Genomic DNA, 23879 nt, shown 5'->3' with positions numbered 1-23879 from the left:
AGCCTTGTCGATGTTGTCGAACGACATGAAGTCGGCCAGCCCCTTGGCCGCCTGGATCCGCGTGATCGCCGCGGTCAGCGTCGTCTTGCCGTGGTCCACGTGGCCGATGGTGCCCACGTTCACGTGCGGCTTGTTGCGCTCGAACTTAGCCTTGGCCATGTTCTTTCTGTCGGTCCAATCCGGAGGTTTGCGAATGGGAACCGCGCCACCAACGGCCGCTTTCCCCAGGTTCGGGCAACAGCCCGAACGCCGAACCGCGAGCCTCGCTGCGTTGTGCCGCGGCGGTGCCCGCTCGAGTCCCCTTTTCTGCCGGTGCCATCCGCGCCCGTAATACCGCTGGAGCGCGGCGGATACACTTCTCCCGGCAGAAAGCAAGACGCGTAACTTATCGAAAGCTCCCACCCCCGTCAACCCCCGCGGGCGTGCTCTCCGTGCGTCTGCCTTCCGGTGCATTGATACACCCCGGGTTCCCCGTGACGGAGTGAAGGGGTGCGGGAGACGCGCGGATCGCGTCCGCTGGGTGACAATGACGGCGGCGGGGGCTGCCACATCCGCCCACGAACGCAGAAGCGCGGTCCTGTCCGGGGCCGCGCGCCTCTTTGCATCCGCAAGCTCTCAAAGACATGGCCTCACACGGAGTTAACGGAGTCAACGGAGTTGTTCTGCGCGACCCGCGGAATCTGGTGGATGCTCAAGGGTCGAGATGACGCCTGTACTCTGTTGACTCTGTTAACTCTGTGTGAGGCCGACTCTTTTGTGGATCACTCGATGGTCTTGGAAAAGCGCACGACGCTCATCCCAAGGATCAGGGTGGCGAGCAGGGCCAGCATGGCGCCTTCCATCCACAGGTGCGGCAGGCCTACGCCCTTGAGCAGCACTCCGCGCAGCACGCGCAGGTAGTACGTCAGCGGCAGCGCGGCGCTCAGCCACTGCATCAGCCTGGGCATGGCTTCACGCGGAAACATGAAGCCGCTGAGAAGGATGTTCGGCAACAGCAGCATGAAGCTGAGCTGCATGGCCTGCGCCTGCGTGCGCGCCACGGTGCTTACGAACAGCCCCAGCCCCAGGTTGGCGAAGACGAAGAGCAGCGTCAGCGCGTAGAGGGTGACGAGGCTGCCGCGGATGGGGACGTGAAAGAGCAGGCTGCCCAGGATGAGCACGATGGTCATCTGCACGTAGCCCACCAGCACGAACGGGATGACCTTGCCCAGCATCATGCTGAGCTTGTCGATGGGGGTGACGATGAGCTGCTCCAGCGTGCCGCGCTCACGCTCGCGGGTCACGGCCAGGCTGGTGACCAGGATCATGGTCAGCGACAGCAGCACGCCGATCAGGCCGGGGACGATGTACACCTCGCTGCGCAGCGCCGGGTTGTACCACGGCCGCACGCGCACCTCCAGCGGCGGCGTGCGCCCGGCCGCGCCCGACAGCTCCTGCACCCGCACCTGCGCCGCCATCGACGCCCCCGAGATCGCCGCGGACGAAGCCATGGGATCGGCCGCGTCCACGATCACCTGCGCCTGCGCGCCGCGCCCGCGCTTCAGGTCGCGCGCATAGTCCGGCGGAACCACGATGGCCGCGCGCGCCTGGCCGCGCTGAATGCGGTCCTCCAGCTCCTCTCTTCCGGCCACCGCGCCGATGATCCGGAAGTTGCCGGTGTGCTCCATTCCCGCCACCAGCGCGCGGCTTTCGGAGGTGCGCGACTCGTCCAGCACCACGGTGGGCAGGTTGCGGACGTCCGTGCGGATGGCGAAGCCGAAGACGATCAGCTGGATGGCCGGCATCCCCACCATCAGCGCGAGCGTGAATCGGTCGCGCCGCATCTGCACGAACTCCTTCCACAGCATCGGCCACAGCGGCCAGCGGCGGATTCGGTCGATGGCGCTCATCGGCGGCATCCAGTCCGGCGCGACGCCAGCGCTGCGCGTTGCGCCTCCGCGCACAGCTCAACGCGATCCCCTTCCGGCGGCGAATGGAGCCGGATTACGGCGTGATCGCGTCCCACGGGCGAGAATACGGATAGTGCATTTCCCGGTCGCGCCCCGGGTTTGGAGCGGCGTAGAGTGCCACGCGGCGAGGTTCCGGGTCTCCCCTCCCCCAGGCGGTATGCGAACGAGGAGCCGGGGGTGAAGGCCACTTTCGCACTCTCGCACTTCCGCACTTTCGCACTCATACCACCACCCCCTCGTCTCGCCGCTGCAGCTCGATGAACACGTCCTCGATGCTGGGCTGGCCGAACTGCGCGGTGATCTCGTCGACGGTGCCCACCGCGATCAGGTGGCCGCGCGAAAGAAAGGCGATGCGCTCGCAGCGCTCCGCCTCGTCCATGTAGTGCGTGGTGACCAGGATCGTGGTTCCGCCCTCCGCCATCTGGTGGATCATCTGCCAGAAGCGGCGGCGGGCGGCGGGGTCCACGCCGGCGGTGGGCTCGTCCAGAAACAGCATGCGCGGGTGGTGCGCGGTGGCGCAGGCCAGGGCCACCCGCTGCTTCCATCCACCGCTCAGCGTTCCCGTAAGCTGCTTGCGGCGCGGCTGCAGCTCCAGCTCGTCCAGCAGCTCTTCCACCCGCCGGTCCCGCTCGCGGCCCACCAGGCCGTACACGGAGGCGTAGAAGCGGATGTTCTCGTAGACGCTCAGGTCGTCGTACAGGCCGAACTTCTGGCTCATGTAGCCGATGCTGCGCCGCACCTGCTCCGGCTCGCGCGCCACGTCGAAGCCAACGACCGTCGCCACGCCCGAAGTAGGCGCCATCAGCCCGCAGAGCATGCGGATGGTCGTCGTCTTTCCCGACCCGTTGGGGCCCAGCAGCCCGAACACCTCGCCGCGCGCGATGGTCAGGTCCAGCCCGTCCACCGCCGTGTACGCGCCGAACGTCTTGCGCAGCGACTCCGCGCGGACGGCCGGCTCGGCGGATCGGCCGGGCGCGATCACGGCCGGGGCTCCCGCGTGGCGAGGTCCACCGTCAGCGGCAGCCCGGCCTTGAGCATCCCCGACGCGTCGTCGAACTCCACCCGCACGCCAAAGAGCAGGTCCTCGCGCTCGTCCTCCGTCAGCGCCACGCGCGGGGTGAACTCGGCGCGCGGGTTGAGGGAGGCGATGCGGCCGCGGAAGGTGCGCTCCGGGAACGCGTCCAGCCGCGCCGTAACCGTCTGGCCCACGCGCAGCGTCGGCAGCACCGCCTGGTCCACGTACACGCGGGTCCACGGCCGGCGCGGATCGCCCAGCGTGACCACCGGCTGCCCCGCGTTGATCATCTCCCCCGCCTCGGCCGCGCGCAGCATCACCACGCCGTCCACGGGCGCCACCAGCGTGAGCTCGCCCGCCGTCTCACGCGCGGACTGCAGCGCGGCTTCGGCACCGGCGACCTCGGCGCGCGCGGCCTCCACCTGCCCGGCGCGAGCGCCCTCGCGGACCAGGCGCAGGTTCTCGCGCGCGGCGTCGCGCAGCGCGGCGGCCTGCGTGGACGCGGCGCGGGCGTTGTCCAGGTCCTGGCGGCTGACGGCGCCGGCTTCGGTCAGTACGCGCAGCCGCTCCAGCTGGCGGGCGGCGCGCTCCGCCTCCGCCTGCCGAACGCGCACCTCGGCCTCCGCGCGCTCCACCTCCGGCGCGCGGGCGCCGGCCTGCAGGTCGCGCAGCCGCGCCCGGGCGGACGACACCTGCGCCTGCCCCAGCGGCACCTGCCCCTGCGTCGTGGGCTGCTGCAGCACGGCCAGCACCTGCCCGGCGCGCACGGTATCTCCCTCGCGCACGCGCACCTGCACGATGCGCGCGGGCTGCATGGGCGACACGTCGATCTCCACGATCTCCAGCGTCCCCGTGGCTTCGCGCCCTTCGCCGCCCCCGCACGCGACGACGAAGAGGAGCGGGAGGATCGTCATCATCCATCGAATATTCATCAGTCGGCTCCCTTGCCTGGCGCGGCGAGCGCGGCCAGGGCGAAGTCCGCGGCATGGCGCGCGTACGCCTCCATCTGCTCCCGCGTAAGCTCGCCCCCGCCCATCAGGATGGCGACGGCGGGCATGGCGAAGTGAAAGTACGGGATGAGCGATACCGTGCTGACGGCGGCGAAGCGCGCGTCCACGTCCGCGCGAATGCTGCCGGCGGCCTGGCCGTGCTGGATGAGCGCGTGCAGCCGGGCGAAAAGCGTGGCGGAAAGGTGGGCGATCCCTTCCTGCGCGTGCGCCGCACCGTGGTCGGCCATCTCGCGCGCCAGGATGCGCGGCAGGCTGGGGCTGCGCAGCATGGTCTCTGACTGCAGCGCCAGCAGCGTGCGGATGGCCTCTTCCGGCGTGGTGACCGTCGCCAGCCGCTCCGCGCCCCGCTGCGTGAGCGCACCGAACAGCCGGTTCAGGAGGGCGCGGTAGAGTTCTTCCTTGCTGCCGAAATAGTAGTAGATGAGCGCCGGGTTCAGCCCCGCCGCCTTGCCGATCTGCTTGATGGTGGTCGCGGCGAACCCCTGGTTTCCGAACAGCGGCTCCGCCGCGTCCAGGATCGCCTCCGCCGTCCCCGCGTCCTTGCCCGCCGAATGGTCAGTCATGTCCGATCGCTGCCTCTGGATGAATCGTCCAGAGAATTAATTAATCGTTTGATTAAACATACGCAAGAGCTTTGTCACGCCGTTCCAAAAGAGGATGGGGTACAGAGGAACAGACAACATCCCGAGGAACAGAGGAAGATCGGGTGTCCTCTGTTCCTCTGGCTGTTCTCTGCTCCTCTGTACCCCCAGCTTTTCCGAACTGTCCTTGGCGTGAAAACCGGCCGGGGCGCGGATCAGCCGCCGAGTTCGGGGCGCGGCGTGGTATCCACCATCGGATCGGTGCCGCTGCCAAAGGAGACGGCGATGGTGGCGGATTCCGCGATGAATCCGTGTGTCACACCGGGGACGAAGGTGATCAGCGCACCGGCGTCCAGCACCACGTCGATCGTTTCGCCGTTGTGCTCCGCGATCAGGCGGAGTGAGCCAGAGAAGATGTACAGCCGCTCATCGTGGCCCTGGTGCACGTGAAAGCCGCGCCGGTCGCCCGGGTTGCGGAACTCCACCACGTGCAGGTAGTGGAACGGCTCGCCGCGCGTGAGCCACGCCACGCCGCCGCGCGCGTCGCCGGCGCGAAACAGCCCCGCGGCGCTGTCGCCGCCCAGAACCTCCACCTTTACTCCGCCGTCCAGGTAGCTACGCACCTTTCGTCCTTGCCACTCGAAGGTTCACCCGCCAATCTGCGCATTGACGGCGCAAACTGGAGTGCCGGCGGCTCCGCGTCAAACCATCCATCCGCGCCCCGGCGGCATCCAACCTCCGTCGCCCTCCCCCGCCCTTTCCCCGCGTCGATGCCCCTGCCGCACGCCCTGCACCGTATCGTTCGCCCGCTACGCGGATTGCGCGGCTTCACCGCCGCGCTGGCGGTCACGCTGGCGCTGGGGGCGGCGCTGGGCGGGCCCGTGCTGGCGCTGGTGAATGGGCGCTTCAGGCATCCCCGCCCCGCCCCCGCGCCGCCCGCCTTTGACCGGCACGGCGGATGGACGCCCGACCTGCGCACCGCCGACGCGATCCGCGCGGACGCGGTCGATGCGCTGGTGTGGATCGCGCTTGCCATGGCGCTGCTGGTGATCGCGGGCGCCGCGGTGAACCTGGCGACGCTGCTGCTGGCGCGCGCTTCCGCCCGGCGGCACGAGACGGCGGTGCGCGCGGTGGTGGGCGCCACACCCGCGCACCTGGCCGGTCGCGCGCTGGCGGAAGGTGTAAAGGTCGGGGCGATCGGCGGGGGCGCCGGGCTGCTGCTGGGGATGATGATGGGCGCCACCGCGCGACGGAGCTGGCCGGCGGACGCGGGCTGGCTGGGCGCGGCGTTCCCGGTCGCGGGATGGACGGCGACCGTCGCGGCCGCACTCACGGTGCTGGTGCTGCTGGCGGCGGCGGTGCCGCCGGCGCTGGCGGCGCGGCGGGACCTGCATGCGGCGCTCACCGTCGGCGCGCGCGCCACGGCCGGGCCGGGGGAGACGCTGCTGCGCAAGATGCTGGCGGTGCTGCAGTTCGCCGGCTCCGCGACGCTGCTGACGGGTGCCTTGCTCCTGCTGCGTGGCGGCCTTCCGCGCGCGGACGCCGGCGCGCTGGGCTTCGACCCGCGCGACACGCTCGCCTTCACGGTTCGACTTCCGGACGTCGACGCGTCCGCCCGCGCCGCCATGCAGCAGCGGATGCTGGCGGCCGCGAGCGGGATCAGAGGCGTACGATCCGCCACCGCCGCCACGCCCGGCCCATGGCTGGGGCTGGCGCCGGAGGACCGTCTCCGCACGCTGTGCGACCGCTGCGTCTGGGGCAACATGTACGCGCCGCAGCTGGTGGGCACGGCCCGCCATCACGCCGTCAGCCCCGGCTGGTTCCGCGCAACCGGCGTGCGCGTGCTCGCCGGCCGCGAGCTGCGCCCGGACGACGGCCGCGCGGTGCTGATCAACCGAGTCTTCGCCGCCACGCTGCTCCCGCGCGCCGAGCCGGTGGGGCAGCAGGTCGTCTTCCGCGGCTGGTGGGACGATCCGTACACGGTCGTCGGCGTGGTGGACGATGCGCGTGCGCCCGGCCCCGGCACCGGCGGCGCGCCGGAGCCGACCCTCTACCTCTCCGCGCTTCGGCATCCACCGCACACCCTCGCCGTCGCCGTCCGCACCACCGGCGACCCCGCGGACCGCGAGCCGCTGATCCGCCGCGCCCTGGCCGCCGCCGTGCCGGGCGCTAGCGTCGGCCCCGGCGCCACGATGCAGGCCGTGCTGGACCGCCACCGCGCGCCGCTGCGCTGGTTCGCCGTGGTGCTGGCCGTGCTGGGCGTCGGCGCGACCGTGGCCGCGGCGGGCGGGCTGTACGGGGTGATGGCGTTCAGCGTGGCGCGGCGCACGCGCGAAATCGGGGTGCGGATGGCGACCGGCGCCACCGAGCGCCACGTGCTGCGGCAGGTGCTGGGCGAGGCGCTGCGGATCACGCTCATCGGTGGGATCGTCGGCAGCATCGGCGCGGTCAGCGTGGCGCGGCTGCTCCAGCAGAAGTTCTACGGCGTGGATCCGTTCGATCCGGCCACGTACCTGGGCGTCGCCGCGTTGCTCGCCGCCGTCACCCTTGGCGCCGCGTACCGCCCCGCCGTCCGCGCGACCCGCGTGCACCCGGACCAGGCGCTGCGGTCCGCGTAGCGGCGGATCCCGGCCCCGGATTCGCGGAGGTGCGGCGCCATCCATCCGCCCGCCGGCGGCATCCAACCTCCATTCCCGTCCGCCCTCCCGATCCGCCGCGCCCATGCCCCTGCGAATCCGCCCCACCCTCCGCACCCTGCGCAGACGGCACCGGTTCGCCGTGTGGCTGGCGGCCACGCTGGCGCTGGGCGCGGCGCTGGGCGGGCCCGTGCTGGCGCTGGCGGACGGGCGCTTCTCGCATCCCCGCCCCGCCCCCGCGGCGCCCGCCTTTGACCGGCACGGCGGATGGACCAAGGAACTGCGCCTTCCCGACACCATCCACGCGGAGGCGGTCGACGGGCTGGTGCGGCTCGCCGTGATCATGGCGGTGCTGATGATCGCGGGCGCTGCGGTGAACGTGGCGACGCTGCTCCTGGCGCGCGCCTCCGCCCGCCGGCACGAGACGGCGGTGCGCGCGGTGGTTGGCGCCACGCCGCTGCGCCTGGCACGCCGCGCGCTGGCGGAAGGCGCGCTCGTCGGCGCGGCGGGCGGTGCTGCGGCGCTGGCGGTGGGGCTGATGGCCGGCGCCGCCGCGCGGCGGAGTTGGCCGGCGGACGCCGGATGGCTGGGCGCGGACTTCCCCGTGCTGCACTGGCCGGCCATCGTCGCCGCCGGGCTCGCGGCGATCGCGATCCTGGCGGCGGCGCTCCCCGCGGCGGTGGCGGCGCGCCGCAACCTGCACGCGGCGCTCACCGTCGGCGCGCGCGCGACGGCCGGTCCGGGCGAGACGCTGCTGCGCAAGGCGCTGGCGGTGCTGCAGTTCGCCTGCTCCGCCACGCTGCTGACCGGCGCCGTGCTGGTGCTGGGCGGCGGCATTCCCCGCGCGGACGCCGCCGCGCTCGGCTTCGATCCGCGCGACACGCTCGCCTTCGCCGTGCGCCTTCCGGACGCGGACGCGCCGGCGCGGGCCGCGATGCAGCAGCGGATGCTGGCGGCGGCGAGCGGGGTTCGCGGCGTGAAGTCCGCCACCGCCGCCACGCCGGGCGCGTGGATCGGGCTGGGCCCGGAAGACCGCGTCCGCACGCTGTGCGACAGCTGTTTTACGGCGTACGGCTACGTTCCGCAGATGACTGGCCCGGCGCAGCACCACGCCGTCAGCCCCGGCTGGTTCCGGTCGATGGGCGTCGCTGTGATCTCCGGCCGCGAGCTGCGCCCGGACGACGGCCGCGCCGTGCTGATCAACCGCGTATTCGCCGCGACCTACTTTCCGCGCGACCCCATCGATCACCGGCTGGTGTTCCGCGGCTGGTGGTCGGAGCCGTACACCATCGTGGGCATCGTGGGGGATGCGCGCGCGCCCGGCCCGGCTACGCGTGGCGCCGCGGAGCCCGCCGTCTTTGTCTCCACGCTCCTGCATCCGCCACGAACCCTGGCCCTCGCCATCCGCACGATCGGCGATCCCGCGGGCCGCGAGCCCCTGATCCGCCGCGCCCTGGCTGCCGCCACGCCCGGTGCCCGCGTGGACCCCGGCGTGCCGATGCAGACGGTGCTCGACCGCCACCGCGCGCCGCTCCGCTGGTTCGCCCTGCTGCTGATGGTGCTCGCCGCGGGCGCCACGGTGGCCGCGGCGGGCGGACTGTACCAGGTGATGGCGTTCGCCGTGGCGCGGCGGACGCGGGAGATCGGGGTGCGGATGGCCACGGGCGCCACCGAACGCCACGTGCTGCGGCTGGTGATGGGGGAGGCGCTGCGGATCACGCTCTTGGGCGCGATCGTGGGGAGCATCGGCGCCATCACGGTGGCGCGAATGCTGGAAGACATGTTCTACGGCGTGGATCCGTTCGCCCCGACTACGTACGTGGGCGTCGCCGCCGCCCTGACCGCCGTTACGCTCATCGCCGCGTATCGCCCCGCCGTCCGCGCCATCCGCGTGCACCCGGACCAGGCGCTGCGGGCGGAGTAGCGGCGGATCGGCATCATCCATCCACAAAAACGCCCCGCCGCGGAAGGTCCGCGGCGGGGCATCGTCGATCGGTCAGGCGACGGTCAGTTCGGGGCCTGCGCGCCGGCCGCGGCGGCGGCGCCGCGCATCATCGCCTGGATTTCGTCCCAGTTGTCCTTGACGAACCTGGCGTTGGCCTCGCTGAACTGCCCCTGCGGCTCCTGGCCCTGGCGCCGCATCTGGTTCACCATCGTCGCCTGGATGAGCGCCGAGGTGGCGATCGCGTAGTCCTCGGGCGAGATCCCGGCGCTCCGCACGGCCGCGCGCGCGTCGGCGATCCCGTTAAGCTTCTGGTACAGCAGGTTGGGATCCATGGTGGGGATGCGCATGGAGTCCCGGAGTTCCGGGCGCCGCGCCTGCAGCGCGGCGATGTTCGGCCCGGCCTGCACCAGCGAGCGCAGCTTGGGCATGGTGAGCTGGTACCGGTTGAGCGCCTGCGGGTTAACCGGCCCCGCCGCCGGTGCGGCCGAGGCGGCCCGGGCAGCGGCCTGCGCCGGCGTCATCGTGCTGTCCATGACGGGCGCGGCGGGCTGTGCGCCCGGCGCAGCCGGCTGCTGGCCGAATGCGGGGGTCGGCGCCGCGGCGGTCGCGGGCGCTCCGGCGGCAGAAGCGGCACTGTCCGTCGCGGTGGACGTGGCGGCGGCCTCCGGCGCCTCGTCGCCCCCGCACGCGGCGGCCATCAGCAGCGCGCCGGCGGCCGCCAGGCCGCGGATGCGCAAATCCTTCAGAATCACGGAATCCATCACCGGTTGCGGTAGATCATGGGGGCGAACCCGCCCGTGTAGCGCCGCAAAAGACTGCCGCGCGGCGACTTGCGCAAGTGCGCCCCACCCGCGTGCGGAACCGCCGGTCCGCGCGCCCGGCATGCCTCCGCGCCCTACGACTGCGCCTCGGCGTTCTTCCGTGGCCGCCCGCCGCGCTTTCCGTTCTCCCGCGCCGCGGCCGCCTTGCTCTGGGTGCGCGCGCTGCCGCCCTTCTTCCCCATCTCCCTCCCCATCCACCCCCCGCCGCCAAACACGCCGGCGAGCAGCCCCGGCACGCTCAGGTCCACGTCGAGGCGGTCCCAGCGCAGCCCCTCACCGCCGGGGTACACCTCGACCAGCGCCAGGTCGTCAGGCGCGGCGTGCTCGAGCCCCTGGGCCAGGCCGGCGGGAAACTCGAACGCGCAGCCGTTGGTAAGGTCGATGCGCACACGCCCGGTGCCGCGGTCGTACGCCGCCGCCGCCGCACGCGGTTCGGCGAGATCGGCCTTGTGCGCCCTCTCGGTTGCGGCGGGGATCTGCGCCAGGATCTCCGCGTCAGTGGGTACTCGCTTTCCGTTGTACATGGATCTCTCTCCAGGCCTGTAGAAGCTTTTGCTCGTTGCCGATCACGATCCGCACCGCGCGAACCACGTCAACCGGCTTCATCTCCCGCACCTTTACCACCGCGAACCCGCCGAGCAGCTCGATCTTGGCCGTGCCGCCCGCCTTCCACGCATGCACGTGCGGCGGTGTGTGGTCGTTGGGCCAGATGCGAAACTCGAAGCCGCTTTCCCTGTGCACGGTCGCCATGAATATATCCCAATCGTTTGGGTTTCACAAGGGGCATCCTCCAAATCCCCAACGTGACGTGACATCACCAGCGCCGAACGACGTGAAGCGCCGCGACGGAAGAGTCCGCCGCGGCGTTTGGGCACCGTGGAAGTTGCGTGGGGGAGATTGGCTGCGCGTCCACTCTACAAACCCGCCGGGAGCCACGCAAGTAGCTACTGTGAACAGGTGCCGATGCAGGCGCGGAGAGCGCGAGCCGATGGGGTCAGCCGTGAGCTTTCCGCCGGACGGAAACGCGCCGCGCCCGCACGATCGCAGGTGCGGCGCGCCCCCGCGCAAGCCGTCGCATCACGGCGCAGGGGGCGGCCGGATGGTCTCCGGCCGCCCCCTGCGTGTGTTCCATCACCGTCACGCCTCGTTTACGTGATGGTGGTGATCAGCACGGCCGCCGCGGCCGCGCCGCCGTCTCCCGGCCCGCCCCCCGGCCGCGGCGCGGAGAAGGCGCCGTCCGTGCGCGCATGCGCATCCACGCCCTGCAGCAGGCGCTCCAGCTCCTCCCCAAGCCTGTGCAGCGAGTAACGGTACAGGGCGCGGTAGCCCGCGGCCGTAGCCCCGCCCAGCACGGCCACCCCCGCCACGGCCGGCAGCGCCAGAAGCCCGCCCGCCAGCCCCACTCCCAGGCCGATCCCCGTCCCCGCGAAGCCGCCCAGTGTGCCCAGCGCGCCCGTGACCCAGCCGCTCGTCTTGAGGTTGCGGCGCACGCTGCGCACAAGCCCGATGCTCGCGATGATCTCGCACGCCTGGCCCTCGCGGCCGGGCACGGGGCGCAGCATCACCTGCAGCTGCTTGATGTCCACCGTCGCAACGTGGTAGGCAAAGGAGGTGGTGTTCTCCATACCGTACCCCGGCACGTCGAAGACCAGGATGCCCCCCGCCAGCGGATCGCCCGTGGTGTCGCGCAGGGCCAGGTACCAGGGGTGGGCGGGAAGCACGCGCTGCATGGCCGCATACACCTGCGCCACGGGGCGCTCCACCGTGCGCGCCACCTCCACCGTGCGCCGCGACACGCCGAAGTAGCGCGTGGCCGCACGGTCGCCCGCGGGGGAAAGCGACGGCTCGTCGGTGGTGCCCGACTCCGCTACGGCAAGGGAGAAGAACTCCGCGGGGATCCCCGCCTCCAGCGCAGCCGCCCGCACCTCTTCCAGGGTAAAGTCGTGGGGGCCGGCGTCGCTGGATTCGCTCCCCACGGAAAGGGCACTCGAGCGCTCGTCCAGCCGCTGCGCCGCCTCGGCCTGCAGTTGCGCGGCGCGCTTCAACACGGCCGCGGCGCGCTCGGGGGACAGGCTCTCGTTCGGTTCGGTCATCGCTCTCGGATCCGGGTTCGCGTTTGCACCGGCGATGCGGCCGGCGATGCGCGGCGGAGAAACCGGAAACGTAACACTACGGCAGCGCGCGCGCCGCCCGTTCCTCCGCATCTCCGGGTGGATACGCAAAACGGACCCGGCGGATTCACGCCGCGCGGGCGTGACGAGGAGAGCGGAAGAGGCCGGAGGCCGCAAGGCCGCGCGAGGGCCGCGCCAGCCCCGGGCACTCCCTGGCTTGCTGAACGACTCGTTTCCGGCCAGATCAGCCCGCAGGGGCAAGGGAGACAGAGATTGCCAGGGTGCCCGTGGCGCGGCGGCGGATCGCCCCTGATCGCACTGGAGTGACGCGCTCAGGCTCGCCCGGTGTCCTGGTCCATCCACATCGCCGGCGGCACCAGCAGCAGGGGGCACGGCGTCGCACGCGCCACAGCCGCCGACACGCTGCCCAGCCCCGAGGCAGGCTGGTACGCGCCACGGGTTCCCACCACCAGCAGATCGGCGGAGTCCGAGGCGGCATGCCGCAGGATCTCCTCGGCCGCCTCGGAGCCGGGACCCAGCCGCTCGTCGATCTCCACGAAGGAAGCTCCCCCCGCACGCGCGCGGGCTCGCCGGACCTCCTCCCCCACCCGCCGCACGGCGTCATCACCGGGAGCGGAGGTGACGTGCAGCGCGGTGAGCCACGCCTTTCCCTGCCGCGGCCGCAATGCCGACGCCCACGTAAGCGCGACCGACAGCACCCCGCTGCCTGCCTCCAACAGATCGACGGCGGCGATCACCCGCTCCAGTGGCAGGCGCAGCTCCGCGGCCGTGACGAGGCACGGACACGCCGCCGTACGAACCAGGCTCGCCGCGGTGCTCCCCAGTTCCCCCGTCTGGCCGGTGCCGCCCCGATGAGGCCCCAGAACCACCACGTCCGCATCCACGGCGGCAGCCCGGTCCAGGATCGCCTGTGCCGGTGTGCCGTAGACGACCTCCGCGCTCTCCGGTCGAGGAGCATCCGGCGCGGCCTTTTCGAACAGCTCCCTCAACCGCGCCTCATCACCGAGCGCGGGGCGATCCGCGACGTGCACAAGGTGGAGCGTGGCGCCGGCAAGTGCCGCCAGGCGGGCGGCGCCGACGAGGGCGGATGGGGAAGACTGATCCATATCCGTGGCCACAAGTACCGATCTCAGCGTCAGTAGCCGCATGGGGTCTCCGGACGGGGATTCTGCCTTGCCTTCACGGGAGCGCGGATCCGGCAGGTTTCGGACCCGCCTGCGCGAGGCAGTCCGGCGTTGGCGCCGTGCAGAGGATGCCAGGCGGAGGTTGCCCTGGCGTGGTTGAGAATCGGCCCTCGGATAACGCGATACTGATTTCCCGGACGAAGGAGGAGAGCAGCGCACACGGCGCCGCTCCCCCGTCTTGGTCATCATCGCGGATCGGGTTGCGGTTCCCGGGAATGCACCCTCGATCGTGGGGCTGGAGCAATCTGCATCGCAAAAGCTTGCATGCCGCGAGCGATCGCGTTAAATACTGTACCATATGGTTCAGTATATGGCGACCCGACTCGATACTTCGTTCGCGGCGCTCTCGGACCCCACGCGGCGTGGCGTTCTGGAGCGGCTCGGACAAGCCGATGCTTCGATCACGGAGCTTGCCGCGAAGTTCCACATGACGCTCACGGGCATGAAAAAGCACGTCGGCGTTCTGGAGCAGGCGGGGCTGGTCACCACACAGAAGGTCGGGCGTGTGCGGATGTGCCAGCTGGGCCCACGCCGATTGGAGGAAGAGACGGCGTGGCTCAAGAGGTACCGCCAGCTTTGGGACGAACGGTTTGACGAGTTGGAGAAGGTTGTCGAGGAACTGACACGAAAGGAGAAGAACGATGGACGCAGCGATTCAGAGTAGCCCCGGCCCCTTGAAGAACCGCACCACGGTGGAACGCACGTCGGACCGCGACGTGGTGGTCACGCGGACCATCAACGGCCCGGCGCGCATTGTGTTCGAGGCATTTACCCAGGCCGAACTGTTCAGGCGCTGGTGGGTTCCCAGGTCGATGGGAATGACCCTGCTCTCGTGCGAGCTGGATGCGCGTGTCGGAGGCACGTACCGGCTGGTATTCGACTTTGACCCCGAGCCGGTCGCGTTTTTCGGCACGTATGTCGAAGTGGAGCCGTATTCGCGCCTCGCGTGGACCAACGAAGAAGGCGGCGACGGTGGGTCGGTCACCACGGTGACCTTCGAAGAACAGGACGGCAGGACGCTGGTGGTCCTGCACGAGCGCTATCCGTCGAAGGAAGCGCTCGACGCTGCCGGCACTGGAGCAGCCGATGCCATGGTCGAGACGTTCGATCAGCTGGATGAGCTTCTCGTCGCACTGGGTGAGAACTCGGGACCCTAACCGAGACGTGGATCTCACGGCCGGTCGTCCGATCGACCCGGCTCACGCTGGCCGGGACGATCGGGCGAAGCCGCGAAGATCTCGGTCGGCGCGTCCAGCGCTCGGGGCGCGGTGTTCCAAGCTTCCCCAGACAGAGATTCCCCACTCTCCCGCCGGCGCCTGTTCTGCCGAACGCACGAAGCCCCAGCACCGGAGTGGCGCTGGGGCTTCGACGTACCAGAGCGGGAGACCGGGCTCGAACCGGCGACATTCAGCTTGGAAGTAAAATGACGCCCATTTTGACCAGCGCGCACCAGCGCTCACCAGCGCAGAAACGCTGACCAGCGCTGGAATTTATCCGTCACGGCACGGCTGGGCGCTGGTGCGCGCTGGTGGGAGATGGTACGCGCTTGGCACTGATTCTGGCACTGCAATTCCTGCGATTTAGCCGGATAGGCGCCGATAGGAAATCTACCGTTATCCGCCATCGGCACTTTCTCGTTAGTAGGCGCCGGAGTGAGGCGGCCCACCAGGATTCGAACATGAACCAGGGATTATGGGTTCTACCGGGTACCAAACCTGCACCCTAAACCCGGGAAATCCCCAACCACTTGGGCCAAGCGACTGACGCCGAATCCGCGAACGCATCGCCACTTCGCGTTCCTGAGTTCTAGGGCTAAACTCCTGCCCCGCCCTTGTGCGCGTCCTACTCGTCACGCAGTTGCAGTTCGCGCGCGCCGCGGATTGCTCTCCGTGAGAATCCAGAGCACCGGCACCGCCGGTTCGTCACCGAAGTCGGAGCATTCTCCATCCGTGATCATGATGAGAGCCCTGGGGAGCTCCGGCAGCGTGGCGAGCCATTCGAATACGACACGGAAGCTGGTACCTCCGCCGCCAACGGGGTTCAGCTCCGCGGCACGAAGACCGAAGGTTCGGATCGTACGGTTCCGATGCATCCGCAGCTGTACGAAATTCTCCTCCCGTACGCCGAAGGTCTCGGCAGCACCATGGGGTATGTGTTTGCCAACACCGACGGCGAACCGTTTGGCGATTGGAGAAAGACGCTGGACGTGATTGCCGCCCGGGCTGGCTTCGCCAGGGGCGCGGTGAGGACGCGGATGTTTCGTACGTCGTACGTCACGCATCGGCTTGCGTGCATCGACCACGGGGCACCCATCGAGCCTTACAAGGTGGCCCGCGAGGTGGGACACAATTCGCTCAAGATGATTATGCGGGTGTATGGCCGGGTCCAGCGTCGGCACGTGCGAATGGAGGAGTTCGCGTTCCGAAGCGATGCCATCGGGCCGAGGATGCGCGAGCGCTTGGAAGGGGTATATGCGCCGGCGCCGCGGACCCTGCGTCTACGCTAAGGTAGACGGCGAGAAACGTCGCATCGTCGCCGCACGCACCAGTAAGGGAGCCCTGGAGGTCAAGATCCTCACCGGCGAGCACCGAGTCTGGTATCCGGCCGAAACGCTTCGCCTTCCCTTCCTGGCGCACCGGGGAAGGCGACATGCAAGGCTACCCGGCTTCACGCAGCCCACTCCTGAAAAGGGCCAGCCCACGCGAGCGAGCCGGCCCTTTGTTGGTGAATGAATGGAATGTCGGAAAACAACCGTGAAAGTACGACTGCTGTCCCCATCATCAAATGAACCAGGCTTCATCAAGGACCAAGTTGAACAACCCCTAGGCTGCTGTTGGGCACGCAATAGCCCACGAAAATTCCATCTGTCCCGGCGGTAATCGACAAGTCGGTGGTGCCGGTGGGAACACCGGGGATAGTGGTGGGCGCGCTCCAAGAAATACCCGGTCCCGGCGCGGAGGGAGTGCCGACCGAGTACACCGACGCGTTCAGGACACTGTCCACCCATGCGGCATAAATGTTCCCGTCGTACACCGTCACCGCCGGAAACGAGGACGGGCAGGCGTTCGGGATCTGCTCGCCCTGTCCCGCGTTCCAATTCTGGTCAAAGCAGCAGTAGTGGTACATCGACGAGTCCTGCCCATAGACGATGCACCACAGGATGCCCTGCGCGGTTGGGCAAACAATCACGCAGGCGCCTCGGGTGAGCGGGTTGGGCAGCGTCACGTTGGTGGCAGCCGCGGACCATAGCGTGGATTGCCCGGCGCCAAACCAGTCGGCGTTGAATGCAAAGTAGCTGACTTGTGTAGTGGACTGACCGGGCTGCTGGTTCTCGGTGATAATGAGGCTGTTTCCGAACGGAAAGGTCCACGGGATCCACGGGCTGGTGTACGGGCCGACTACCAGTGGGTTCGGGGGAAAGAAGGCTAGATCGGTCATGTAAGTGTACAACTTTGTGTCTCCAGTCACGCCGATATGGACGTCATAGAACGTCCCGTTCCAAAAAGCCAGGGCAGGCCGCGTCTGCGAGCCGCATCCAGCGGGAGCCGTGGCGACCGACCACGACAGCGAGTTGAGGTTGTACACGGACAGGAGCATCTGCTGGTTGGCGGAGTTGGTCCAGAGCGCGGCGAGCGAGCCGTTCGATTCGGCGACCGCAGGTGCGTACAGGGAAGTGCCTGAAGGGATGATCGGCATGTGTTTGCCTTCTTGATTCGTGTGGAAAAAAATCCGGGACCCCGGGACGGCCGCGAACTCGCAATCCGCAACGGTGGCGGACAACTCTCGATGTACGTTTTCTGACACGGAAACTCAGGCAAGGGACGGCGCGGGGGTATCCCCGTTGGCACGGCTTAGAGAGCTCGAAGCATCCTGACACTGTGAGTAGGCTAGCCACGCTGTGACGACGCCGTAGGAATTGATGACCAACCTCGCCACCATCAGACCCACCTGCACTGGCCAGGAGAACACGAAGGTGGCGAACCGCGCCGAGAGAGCGATCGCGACCAGCCACCCCGACGCACTGACGATTGCGTAGAACGCCGCAGTCATGAATCCTTGTGCGAACAACACACGGATAAGAGAACCCCAAGCGGCGAGGCTGGTGAATGACGCCCAGTTGTTCTCCTGCGTGATGAATAACACGACCTTCGTAATGGCGGTCCGCACCGCCGCCAGTGAGGCCGGGTCGCCCCGGTCGAGAAGTTCGGCAACGGCTCGCACGATATTCCCCATCGATGCGATCACGATTTCGAGCACCACGTTGAGCAGCAGCACCAGGGAGGCGACGATGGCCGCTCCGAATAACTGGTCGCAATTGGGGCTTCCGACTGGAGAGCGGGCCAGAAGGATGCTCTGCGCCGAGAAGTGGTGGACTAGGAAGACTTCGCCTCGATGCTCGTGGCGAACCAGAACTCCGGCGGGAAGATCGAAAGGATCGCGACTCGCCGTTTCAAGAAGGAACTCTATCTCGGCATGGGCGCGGCGGAGAACGCCTCGCGGAAACTGAACGCTGGCGCCCGTGGTCGGCAGAGCGGCTCGCACACGTTCTAGGTGCGCGACCACTCCCGCGGCCACCGCACGCCTATCGGCGGTGGCCCGCAGCATCTCAATAAGGGATTGTTCATCCGGGGCAGGCCCCAGCCCGGTTGTTACGCGCGGATTGGGCGCGTCTTCAACAACTGACAGCGTGGGATCCGGCCTGTCCGTGATCCTGCCCCCCCCAATCAGCGAGAGAGTCGACCCCGTGACTCCGTTTATTTCGGGATTCTGTGCCATGCCGTAGTATGCGACCAAGCTGGTGCTGGGCGCGCTCGGAACGGCTGCCATGTTTGACTGAATCTCGGACTGCTGGAGTGCCACTGCCCATACGGAGAGGCTGCATACGTTTCCCTGCAGCGTAAGGGCACCAACGGTTCCCGTTGTCGGTATGCCGGCGACGGAGGGAAGCCCGTCCGCCAACGCCGGGATGGTGTTCGCGGTGCCGGAGGGCGTTTGCGCCTCCCCATTGACGTACATGGTGACCGTCTTACCATCGCAGACCATTGCCACATTGGTCCACTGGTCAACACCCAGCGCCGCAGGCACGGTTACCGTGGCGGCGCCGCTTCCCGAGCCATGGACACCAATCAGGTCAACCGCAGTCGCATCGTTCGCGGTGTACGCTATCTGGAGCGACATCCCTCCCCCGGCGCCTGACGGGTCGCTATTGGCGAAGATCACCTGTACAGGCATGTCTATTTCCTGCGCCGCCCGCTCAGTCGGATCGGTAGCCGCGTCCACCTTGATCCAGGCCTGGACCGAATAAGGCAATGAGGGCTCTCCAGCCGGATTCACTGTCGTGTCCAGCACAGGTTGCGCCCAAGCGAACCCCGCCGTTCGCAGGCTGACCACTGACGGTACGACTTCCACCCCTGGCCCCAGCGTTACGGGAGTTTCCGACAAGGTGCACGGGACAGCCCTTCCAAAGTCGTAGTACTGGACCAACCCCGACGGAAGGGAGCCCATCGGAGCGTCAAAGTCCGTCATGTTGATCTGCGACTGCTGCCGGGCGTACCGGAACAGTTGAATGCCGCGAACCCGCCCCTTCAGTCCGCGGCCGCAGATCCACGGAGCGTTGCTCCATCCAAAGCTATCCGTGCGCACCGGCTGCGCCGCGCCGGCCGGAATACCGTCGATGTAAATGTCCAGGAAAGCACCGTCAAAAGTGACCGCCACAAAGTGCCATGTCCCCGCGACCAGCGGGATTATCGTGGGATCGGTGGTCACAGGCTGCCAGCCGGTCATGGAAACCACGATCGCGTCGAACGCGTTGCCCACGCTGACGACTCCCGGCTGTCCGATCACTACGCCGCTCGTGCTCAGCGCATCGAAGTTCACGAAGAACTGGATACTGTACGGAACAGATCCATTAAGCGAAACGCCGGGAGTGTATCCTAGCGTGGCAACAGCATCATTGGGGTTTCCCGGAAAGTGAGTCGAGAGATAGCTCGGCGGGCTAGCAACCATGATTACGTTCTCCGGTCGAAGGAGGCAGATGTCATTATCCCTCTTAGTGTCTGCTGATTGGGGGCTTGTGCTCGAATGTAAAGGCGGATACTAGACGGGTCAGGAGGACCATTGTCTGGATCGGATAATATTGGTCGCACCTTCACGACGGTCAAGAAAAATTTAGATTGTGTCCCCAGGTGTATTGTGCTGTGTGCCTCGAATGGCGGGGATTTGGGGACGCGTTGGATGGACCCGCAGTCCCCCGTTCAGAGGGGCCCAAGAGCATTCGACGGCGGAGCCTGGGCGTACCCGGCGCCACGCCGTCCGGGCGCGGCGGATTACGGCGACAATTCACGGGCTCCGGTACGGATGCTGGGCCTGCATCGCGCACCCACGACGCATCGAACTCCGCCCCGGTGCTGCACCTGTGCTTCCGCCTCTAGGTTTGCTGGCAGCGGGTCCAGTCAACGTCCCGGGGCGAGCCGCGCGTGCATCCATCCTCCTGCATCCCGCGATCCACGGTCACCCTACGCGCCCGCGATCTGGCGGAGCACGGCTACAGCATCCAAGTGATTCCTCGCAGCGGGAACGGCAATCTCCACAGGATTCTCGAGGTCGACCCTCGAACCGGGATCGTGCTACGGGCAACGGGCACCTTCGCCGACGTCCACGTCGTCTTGGTCAATCTGCCACACGGCGCCAAACCGGGCGAGAAGGTTGACGTTCTCTCGTGCGGATACTGGTACAAACCCCGAGAAGCTGGCGCCTGGCCGAAGTACGAGCCACCGGCCGCCGAGTTCGTTTCATTCCCTGCGGCCGCCGCAGCATTGCTGCCCCGCCTCGCCCTCGGATGCCTCCTCCTCTTTGCGTTGAATGGCGACGACGCGTACTTCGACTTTGTGCCCGACATGTACCTCCGCCGGCACCCAGCAGTTAGCACGGCTCTCCGACGAAGGCCATCTGCGGGCGGTTCCATCCATCGAGGCACCATTGCGCAGGCTTGTCGCGGCCGCGAAGCGAGCCCCACTGACCGAATCCACATGTCCGACTTGCTTCGGAATGCGCTAAGGATCAATGCCGTTTGCCTGGACGCGGCGATGGGCCGCGGACCATATGTCTACGCCGAGGTAGACGGCGACAAACGCCGCATCGTGGCCGCACGCACACGCAAGGGGACCCTGGAGGTGAAGATCCTCGCCGGGTAACGCCGAGTCTGGTATCCGGCGACCGAAGCCTACGTTGACTGAACCGACCAGCGGAGGCCGGGGTCGCGGGGGCTGAGGATCAGGGTTGTCCTAATGAGAACCTAACGGATTACGCCAGCCAAACGCAGTTCGTGGCCGTCGCGGCAGCAGCCCAAGGCGCCTGTAGTAGACCCGAAATAATTCGAAATTTTTCGCTCCCGGAGGGGGGGGTGCCTTGGCACTGATCCGGGCACTGCCACTTTTGAACGGTGTTAAAATGGACAAAGCGCCGCAACGTAAACCGTTGCGGCGCTTTGACTTACAGAGAGCGGGAGACCGGGCTCGAACCGGCGACATTCAGCTTGGAAGGCTGACGCTCTACCAACTGAGCTACTCCCGCCGACGACAGACCGAACCGTCTGCCGAGCCGGAAAGATAAAGAAAACCCGGCGTTTGCGCAATTGCACGCGGCAGGAATTTTCATCCAGCCAGAGCCACCTGTCGGACTCGAACCGACGACCGCTCGATTACAAATCGAGTGCTCTACCAGCTGAGCTAAGGTGGCGCACAGTCGATAAAGCTAATCAGGCCGGGCGATTCTCACCACCCCAGCGGGTGAACGGGTGAGCGGGTGAGCGGGTGAACGGGTGAACGGGTGAGCGGGTGAGCGGGTGAGGTAGGAGCGAGCTGATCACGCTACGCGCGCGATCACGTCCACCACCGCGCCCGCCCCCGCCAGCGCCTCCACGCGCGCCAGCCGCACCGACGCCGCGTCCAGCATCCGCCGCGCCAGCCGCGGGGGTCGCGCGGCCGCAGCCGTTCCGGCAAACGCGACCGCATCCACCCGCTCCCCCGCCCCCGCCAGCGGGTCCGACCATGGCAGCCCGCGCCCCGCTATCCGCCGCGCCTGGTTCACCAGCGAGCCGGTGACCGTCCCCGGCCCGTGCCACGGGTCCCACGTCGTCGTCGCCAGCGGCGCAAAGCCGGCACGGCGGAGGAGGGCATCGAGTGTTCGCGGCGTGTAGAAGTAGACGTGCTGCGGAAACATCACCGAGGCCCACGCCGGCCCGGTCAGCCGGCGCGTCAGCGAGCCCTGGTTGGGCACCTGCAGGTGCAGCGTGCCGCCGGGTCCCAGCATCCGCCGCACCGCCGCCAGCCACTCCGCCGGCCGGTAGACGTGCTCCAGCACGTGGTACGCCGCCGCCACCTTGAACGGCGCGCCCGGCGGCACCGCATCCGCCACGTCGCCCACGAACAACTCGATCCCGTGCCGCCGCCGCACCAGCGCCGCCGTATCCGCGTCGTACTCGGAGCCGTGCACCCGCCAGCCGTGGCCGCGCAGGTACGCCAGAAAGTTGCCGTCCCCGCAGCCGATCTCGAAGATGCGGCGCCGGTCCACGGGCACCGCCGCCTCCAGCCGCCGGCGCCGGTGCGCAAACGTGGGATTGTCCAGCTGGCGCCGCAGCTCGTCCGGCGAGGGATCGGCGCCGGGATAGTAGCCGGAATACAGGCGATGCAGCTGGTCCCCCGCGACCCGGTCGTACAGCCGCACCACGCCGCACGCCTCGCAGCGGGCGTAGCGCTTTCCGCACACCTCCCCCGCCGCGCGCCACCGCGCCCACCCGCAGGCCCCGCACTCCGGAACCTCTTCCCACAGCCGGCTCTCAGGGAGCGAGTCGATCATGTGTGACAAGGGGATGCGCAGGGGGTGGCGAGAAGGGCAGATGTCAGCCCCAACCTCAACCTCCCCCAATCTTTTTTGGGGGAGGTGCGAGCCTGAGCGAGCGGAGGGGGCGCCGTCGACGCAGCCCGATACCTGTCGATGTACGCCCGCTATTCCCTATTCCCTATTCCCTATTCCCTATTCCCTGCAGTTCACGCCCCCAGCTTCCAGCGCGCCCCCTGCGGCGTGTCCTCGATCACCACGCCGCGCGCGGCGATCTCGTCGCGGATGGCGTCGGCCGCGGCAAAGTCGCGGGACTGGCGGGCCGCCTGCCGCGCCGCCAGCCGCTCCTCCACCCACGCCGCCATGTCGTCGTCCACCACGTTCTCGCGGTCCGCCAGCGCCACAAAGCCGAACACGCCGTCGATGCGCTCGAACGCCCGCAGCGCCGCGTCGCGCTCCGCGTGGCTGATAGGGGTGGACCCCAGCTCGTGCAGCCGCGCGTTTGTGCGGTTCACCAGCTCGTGCAGCGCCGCCAGCGCCACGCTGCTGTTCAGGTCCTGGTCCATCGCCGCCGCGAACGCCGCCAGCGCTTCGTCCGCCGCCGGGTGCAGCACGGGCGTGTCCGCCGGGTCCGGGTCGCGCGCCGCGGGGTGCCCGCGCAGCCGGTCGCGCGCGTCGCGAATGCGGCGCACCGCCTCGGCCGCCGCCGTCAGGCCGTCAAAGGTGAAGTTGAGCTTGCTGCGGTAGTGCGCCGTCAGGAACAGGTAGCGGATGGACGAGGGCGCCACACCGCGGTCCACCAGGTCCTGCAGGTTGAAGATGTTGCCCGTGCTCTTGGCCATCTTCCCGCCGTCCAGCAGCAGAAACTCGCCGTGCAGCCAGTAGCGCACGAACGGCTTGCCCGTGGCGCCCTCGGACTGCGCGATCTCGTCCTCGTGGTGGGGAAAGATCAGGTCCACCCCGCCCGCGTGGATATCGAACGTCTCGCCCAGCTCCTGCATGGCCATCGCGGAGCACTCGATGTGCCACCCCGGCCGCCCGCGCCCCCACGGCGTGTCCCAGGCCGCGCCCACCTGCTCGTCCTCGGGCTTTACCGCCTTCCAGAGCACGAAGTCGCGCACGTCGTCCTTGTCGTACTCGTCCGCCGCCACCCGCTCGCCGCGGCGGCCGGCGCTCACGTCCACCTTGCTCAGCTTGCCGTAGTCCGCGAACTCGGAGATGTCGTAGTACACCGAGCCCTCGGCCACGTACGCCAGCCCGCGCTCCTCCAGCAGGCGGATGACGTCCACCATCCCCTCCACGTAGTCCGTGGCCCGGGGGTGCACGTCCGCCCGCTGAATGCCCAGCTGCTCGAAGTTGCGGAACAGGTCGTCGATCAACGGCTGCGTGTAGTCGTTCAGCGACACGCCGTCGCGCAGGGCGCCGCGGATGGTCTTGTCGTCCACGTCCGTGAGGTTCATCACGAAGCGCACCTCGTAGCCGCGGTACTCCAGGTAGCGGTGCAGCACGTCGGCGAAAAAGAACGTGCGCATGTTGCCGATGTGCGGCGGCGCGTAGACCGTGGGCCCGCAGACGTACATCCCCACCTTGCCTTCGTGGATGGGGACGAACTCTTCCTCGCGGCGGGTGAGCGTGTTGTAGAAGCGAAGGGGCATGGTATTTCGTGTCCGGAGTTCGCAGTCGATGGGCGTGGGGGGGGGGCGGGGGGGCCGCCCCCGGGGGGCGGGGGTGTGCGGGGGCGGCCGACCACACCCCGCACGGGCGGCCC

The 23879-nt window shown here is 68.7% G+C and carries 22 protein-coding genes and 2 tRNA genes; 6 read left to right on the top strand and 18 right to left on the bottom strand.

The window, feature by feature from the left end:
- From ACOJUJ_RS30160 to ACOJUJ_RS30135, 6 genes are all read right to left on the bottom strand, one after another.
- A partial coding sequence (locus tag ACOJUJ_RS30160; protein ID WP_420130640.1) for a GTP-binding protein occupies window positions 1-159 on the bottom strand: 159 nt, incomplete at its 3' end.
- Between the two features lie 602 nt (window positions 160-761).
- Complete coding sequence (locus ACOJUJ_RS30155) at window positions 762-1889, bottom strand: ABC transporter permease (protein ID WP_420130638.1); 1128 nt, start codon at window positions 1887-1889, stop codon at window positions 762-764.
- Between the two features lie 280 nt (window positions 1890-2169).
- Window positions 2170-2931 (bottom strand): ABC transporter ATP-binding protein, encoded by a 762-nt coding sequence (locus tag ACOJUJ_RS30150; RefSeq protein WP_420130637.1) that lies wholly within the window; start codon window positions 2929-2931, stop codon window positions 2170-2172.
- The gene (locus ACOJUJ_RS30145) at window positions 2928-3896 is read right to left on the bottom strand and encodes an HlyD family secretion protein (RefSeq protein WP_420130636.1); all 969 of its coding nucleotides are present in this window, start codon (window positions 3894-3896) and stop codon (window positions 2928-2930) included. The genes ACOJUJ_RS30150 and ACOJUJ_RS30145 overlap by 4 nt, the downstream gene beginning before the upstream one ends.
- Complete coding sequence (locus ACOJUJ_RS30140; RefSeq protein ID WP_420130635.1) at window positions 3896-4537, bottom strand: TetR/AcrR family transcriptional regulator; 642 nt, start codon at window positions 4535-4537, stop codon at window positions 3896-3898. The genes ACOJUJ_RS30145 and ACOJUJ_RS30140 overlap by 1 nt, the downstream gene beginning before the upstream one ends.
- 233 nt (window positions 4538-4770) lie before the next feature.
- The gene (locus ACOJUJ_RS30135) at window positions 4771-5178 is read right to left on the bottom strand and encodes a cupin domain-containing protein (RefSeq protein ID WP_420130634.1); all 408 of its coding nucleotides are present in this window, start codon (window positions 5176-5178) and stop codon (window positions 4771-4773) included.
- 147 nt (window positions 5179-5325) lie between these two features.
- Between ACOJUJ_RS30135 and ACOJUJ_RS30130 the strand changes: the two genes are divergently transcribed.
- Together ACOJUJ_RS30130 and ACOJUJ_RS30125 are read left to right on the top strand one after the other, a co-directional pair.
- On the top strand, window positions 5326-7173 hold the full coding sequence (locus ACOJUJ_RS30130; RefSeq protein ID WP_420130633.1) for an FtsX-like permease family protein: 1848 nt from the start codon (window positions 5326-5328) through the stop codon (window positions 7171-7173).
- Window positions 7174-7276: 103 nt separating this feature from the next.
- Window positions 7277-9115 carry an FtsX-like permease family protein gene (locus tag ACOJUJ_RS30125; RefSeq protein WP_420130632.1) on the top strand — a complete coding sequence of 613 codons (1839 nt, stop codon included), beginning with the start codon at window positions 7277-7279 and terminating at the stop codon, window positions 9113-9115.
- 83 nt (window positions 9116-9198) lie between these two features.
- Here the strand turns inward: ACOJUJ_RS30125 and ACOJUJ_RS30120 are convergent, their stop codons facing one another.
- The 5 genes from ACOJUJ_RS30120 to ACOJUJ_RS30100 all read right to left on the bottom strand — a co-directional run bounded on the left by ACOJUJ_RS30120 (window position 9199) and on the right by ACOJUJ_RS30100 (window position 13237).
- Entirely contained in the window at window positions 9199-9897 is a 699-nt protein-coding gene (locus ACOJUJ_RS30120; protein ID WP_420130631.1) for a hypothetical protein, read from the bottom strand.
- Between the two features lie 134 nt (window positions 9898-10031).
- Window positions 10032-10481 (bottom strand): DUF2442 domain-containing protein, encoded by a 450-nt coding sequence (locus ACOJUJ_RS30115; protein ID WP_420130630.1) that lies wholly within the window; start codon window positions 10479-10481, stop codon window positions 10032-10034.
- Window positions 10453-10707 carry a DUF4160 domain-containing protein gene (locus ACOJUJ_RS30110; RefSeq protein ID WP_420130629.1) on the bottom strand — a complete coding sequence of 85 codons (255 nt, stop codon included), beginning with the start codon at window positions 10705-10707 and terminating at the stop codon, window positions 10453-10455. The genes ACOJUJ_RS30115 and ACOJUJ_RS30110 overlap by 29 nt, the downstream gene beginning before the upstream one ends.
- A gap of 398 nt (window positions 10708-11105) precedes the next feature.
- Entirely contained in the window at window positions 11106-12050 is a 945-nt protein-coding gene (locus ACOJUJ_RS30105; protein ID WP_420130628.1) for a hypothetical protein, read from the bottom strand.
- A gap of 350 nt (window positions 12051-12400) precedes the next feature.
- The gene (locus ACOJUJ_RS30100; protein WP_420130627.1) at window positions 12401-13237 is read right to left on the bottom strand and encodes a universal stress protein; all 837 of its coding nucleotides are present in this window, start codon (window positions 13235-13237) and stop codon (window positions 12401-12403) included.
- A gap of 334 nt (window positions 13238-13571) precedes the next feature.
- Between ACOJUJ_RS30100 and ACOJUJ_RS30095 the strand changes: the two genes are divergently transcribed.
- Both ACOJUJ_RS30095 and ACOJUJ_RS30090 read left to right on the top strand, forming a co-directional pair.
- Window positions 13572-13937, top strand: a complete 366-nt coding sequence (locus ACOJUJ_RS30095) for an ArsR/SmtB family transcription factor (RefSeq protein WP_420130626.1) — start codon at window positions 13572-13574, stop codon at window positions 13935-13937.
- On the top strand, window positions 13915-14430 hold the full coding sequence (locus tag ACOJUJ_RS30090; RefSeq protein ID WP_420130625.1) for an SRPBCC domain-containing protein: 516 nt from the start codon (window positions 13915-13917) through the stop codon (window positions 14428-14430). The genes ACOJUJ_RS30095 and ACOJUJ_RS30090 overlap by 23 nt, the downstream gene beginning before the upstream one ends.
- A gap of 692 nt (window positions 14431-15122) precedes the next feature.
- Here ACOJUJ_RS30090 and ACOJUJ_RS30085 read toward each other — a convergent pair.
- Window positions 15123-15365, bottom strand: a complete 243-nt coding sequence (locus ACOJUJ_RS30085; RefSeq protein ID WP_420130624.1) for a VWA-like domain-containing protein — start codon at window positions 15363-15365, stop codon at window positions 15123-15125.
- Between ACOJUJ_RS30085 and ACOJUJ_RS30080 the strand changes: the two genes are divergently transcribed.
- Complete coding sequence (locus ACOJUJ_RS30080) at window positions 15360-15779, top strand: hypothetical protein (protein WP_420130623.1); 420 nt, start codon at window positions 15360-15362, stop codon at window positions 15777-15779. The genes ACOJUJ_RS30085 and ACOJUJ_RS30080 overlap by 6 nt on opposite strands.
- A gap of 293 nt (window positions 15780-16072) precedes the next feature.
- On the opposite strand, the gene ACOJUJ_RS30075 is transcribed toward ACOJUJ_RS30080, so the two are convergent.
- Window positions 16073-16969, bottom strand: coding sequence for a hypothetical protein (locus ACOJUJ_RS30075; RefSeq protein ID WP_420130622.1), 897 nt, complete (start codon window positions 16967-16969; stop codon window positions 16073-16075).
- A 114-nt stretch (window positions 16970-17083) separates the two neighbouring features.
- Window positions 17084-19279 carry a LamG-like jellyroll fold domain-containing protein gene (locus ACOJUJ_RS30070; RefSeq protein ID WP_420130621.1) on the bottom strand — a complete coding sequence of 732 codons (2196 nt, stop codon included), beginning with the start codon at window positions 19277-19279 and terminating at the stop codon, window positions 17084-17086.
- A gap of 470 nt (window positions 19280-19749) precedes the next feature.
- On the opposite strand from ACOJUJ_RS30070, the gene ACOJUJ_RS30065 reads away from it, so the two are divergent.
- Window positions 19750-20466 (top strand): hypothetical protein, encoded by a 717-nt coding sequence (locus ACOJUJ_RS30065; protein ID WP_420130620.1) that lies wholly within the window; start codon window positions 19750-19752, stop codon window positions 20464-20466.
- A gap of 306 nt (window positions 20467-20772) precedes the next feature.
- Here ACOJUJ_RS30065 and ACOJUJ_RS30060 read toward each other — a convergent pair.
- The 4 genes from ACOJUJ_RS30060 to cysS all read right to left on the bottom strand — a co-directional run bounded on the left by ACOJUJ_RS30060 (window position 20773) and on the right by cysS (window position 23766).
- Window positions 20773-20845, bottom strand: a tRNA-Gly gene (locus ACOJUJ_RS30060).
- A gap of 92 nt (window positions 20846-20937) precedes the next feature.
- Window positions 20938-21010, bottom strand: a tRNA-Thr gene (locus tag ACOJUJ_RS30055).
- Between the two features lie 126 nt (window positions 21011-21136).
- On the bottom strand, window positions 21137-22129 hold the full coding sequence (locus ACOJUJ_RS30050; RefSeq protein WP_420130639.1) for a class I SAM-dependent methyltransferase: 993 nt from the start codon (window positions 22127-22129) through the stop codon (window positions 21137-21139).
- Between the two features lie 191 nt (window positions 22130-22320).
- On the bottom strand, window positions 22321-23766 hold the full coding sequence (cysS, locus tag ACOJUJ_RS30045; protein ID WP_420130619.1) for a cysteine--tRNA ligase: 1446 nt from the start codon (window positions 23764-23766) through the stop codon (window positions 22321-22323).
- Between the last annotated feature and the right edge of the window lie 113 nt (window positions 23767-23879).

Origin of the sequence: Longimicrobium sp., from assembly GCF_048594345.1 — a bacterium.
GTDB lineage: Bacteria > Gemmatimonadota > Gemmatimonadetes > Longimicrobiales > Longimicrobiaceae > Longimicrobium.
The sequence above is the reverse complement of the archived record's forward strand: the minus strand, read 5'-3'. Positions and strand labels throughout refer to the sequence as shown.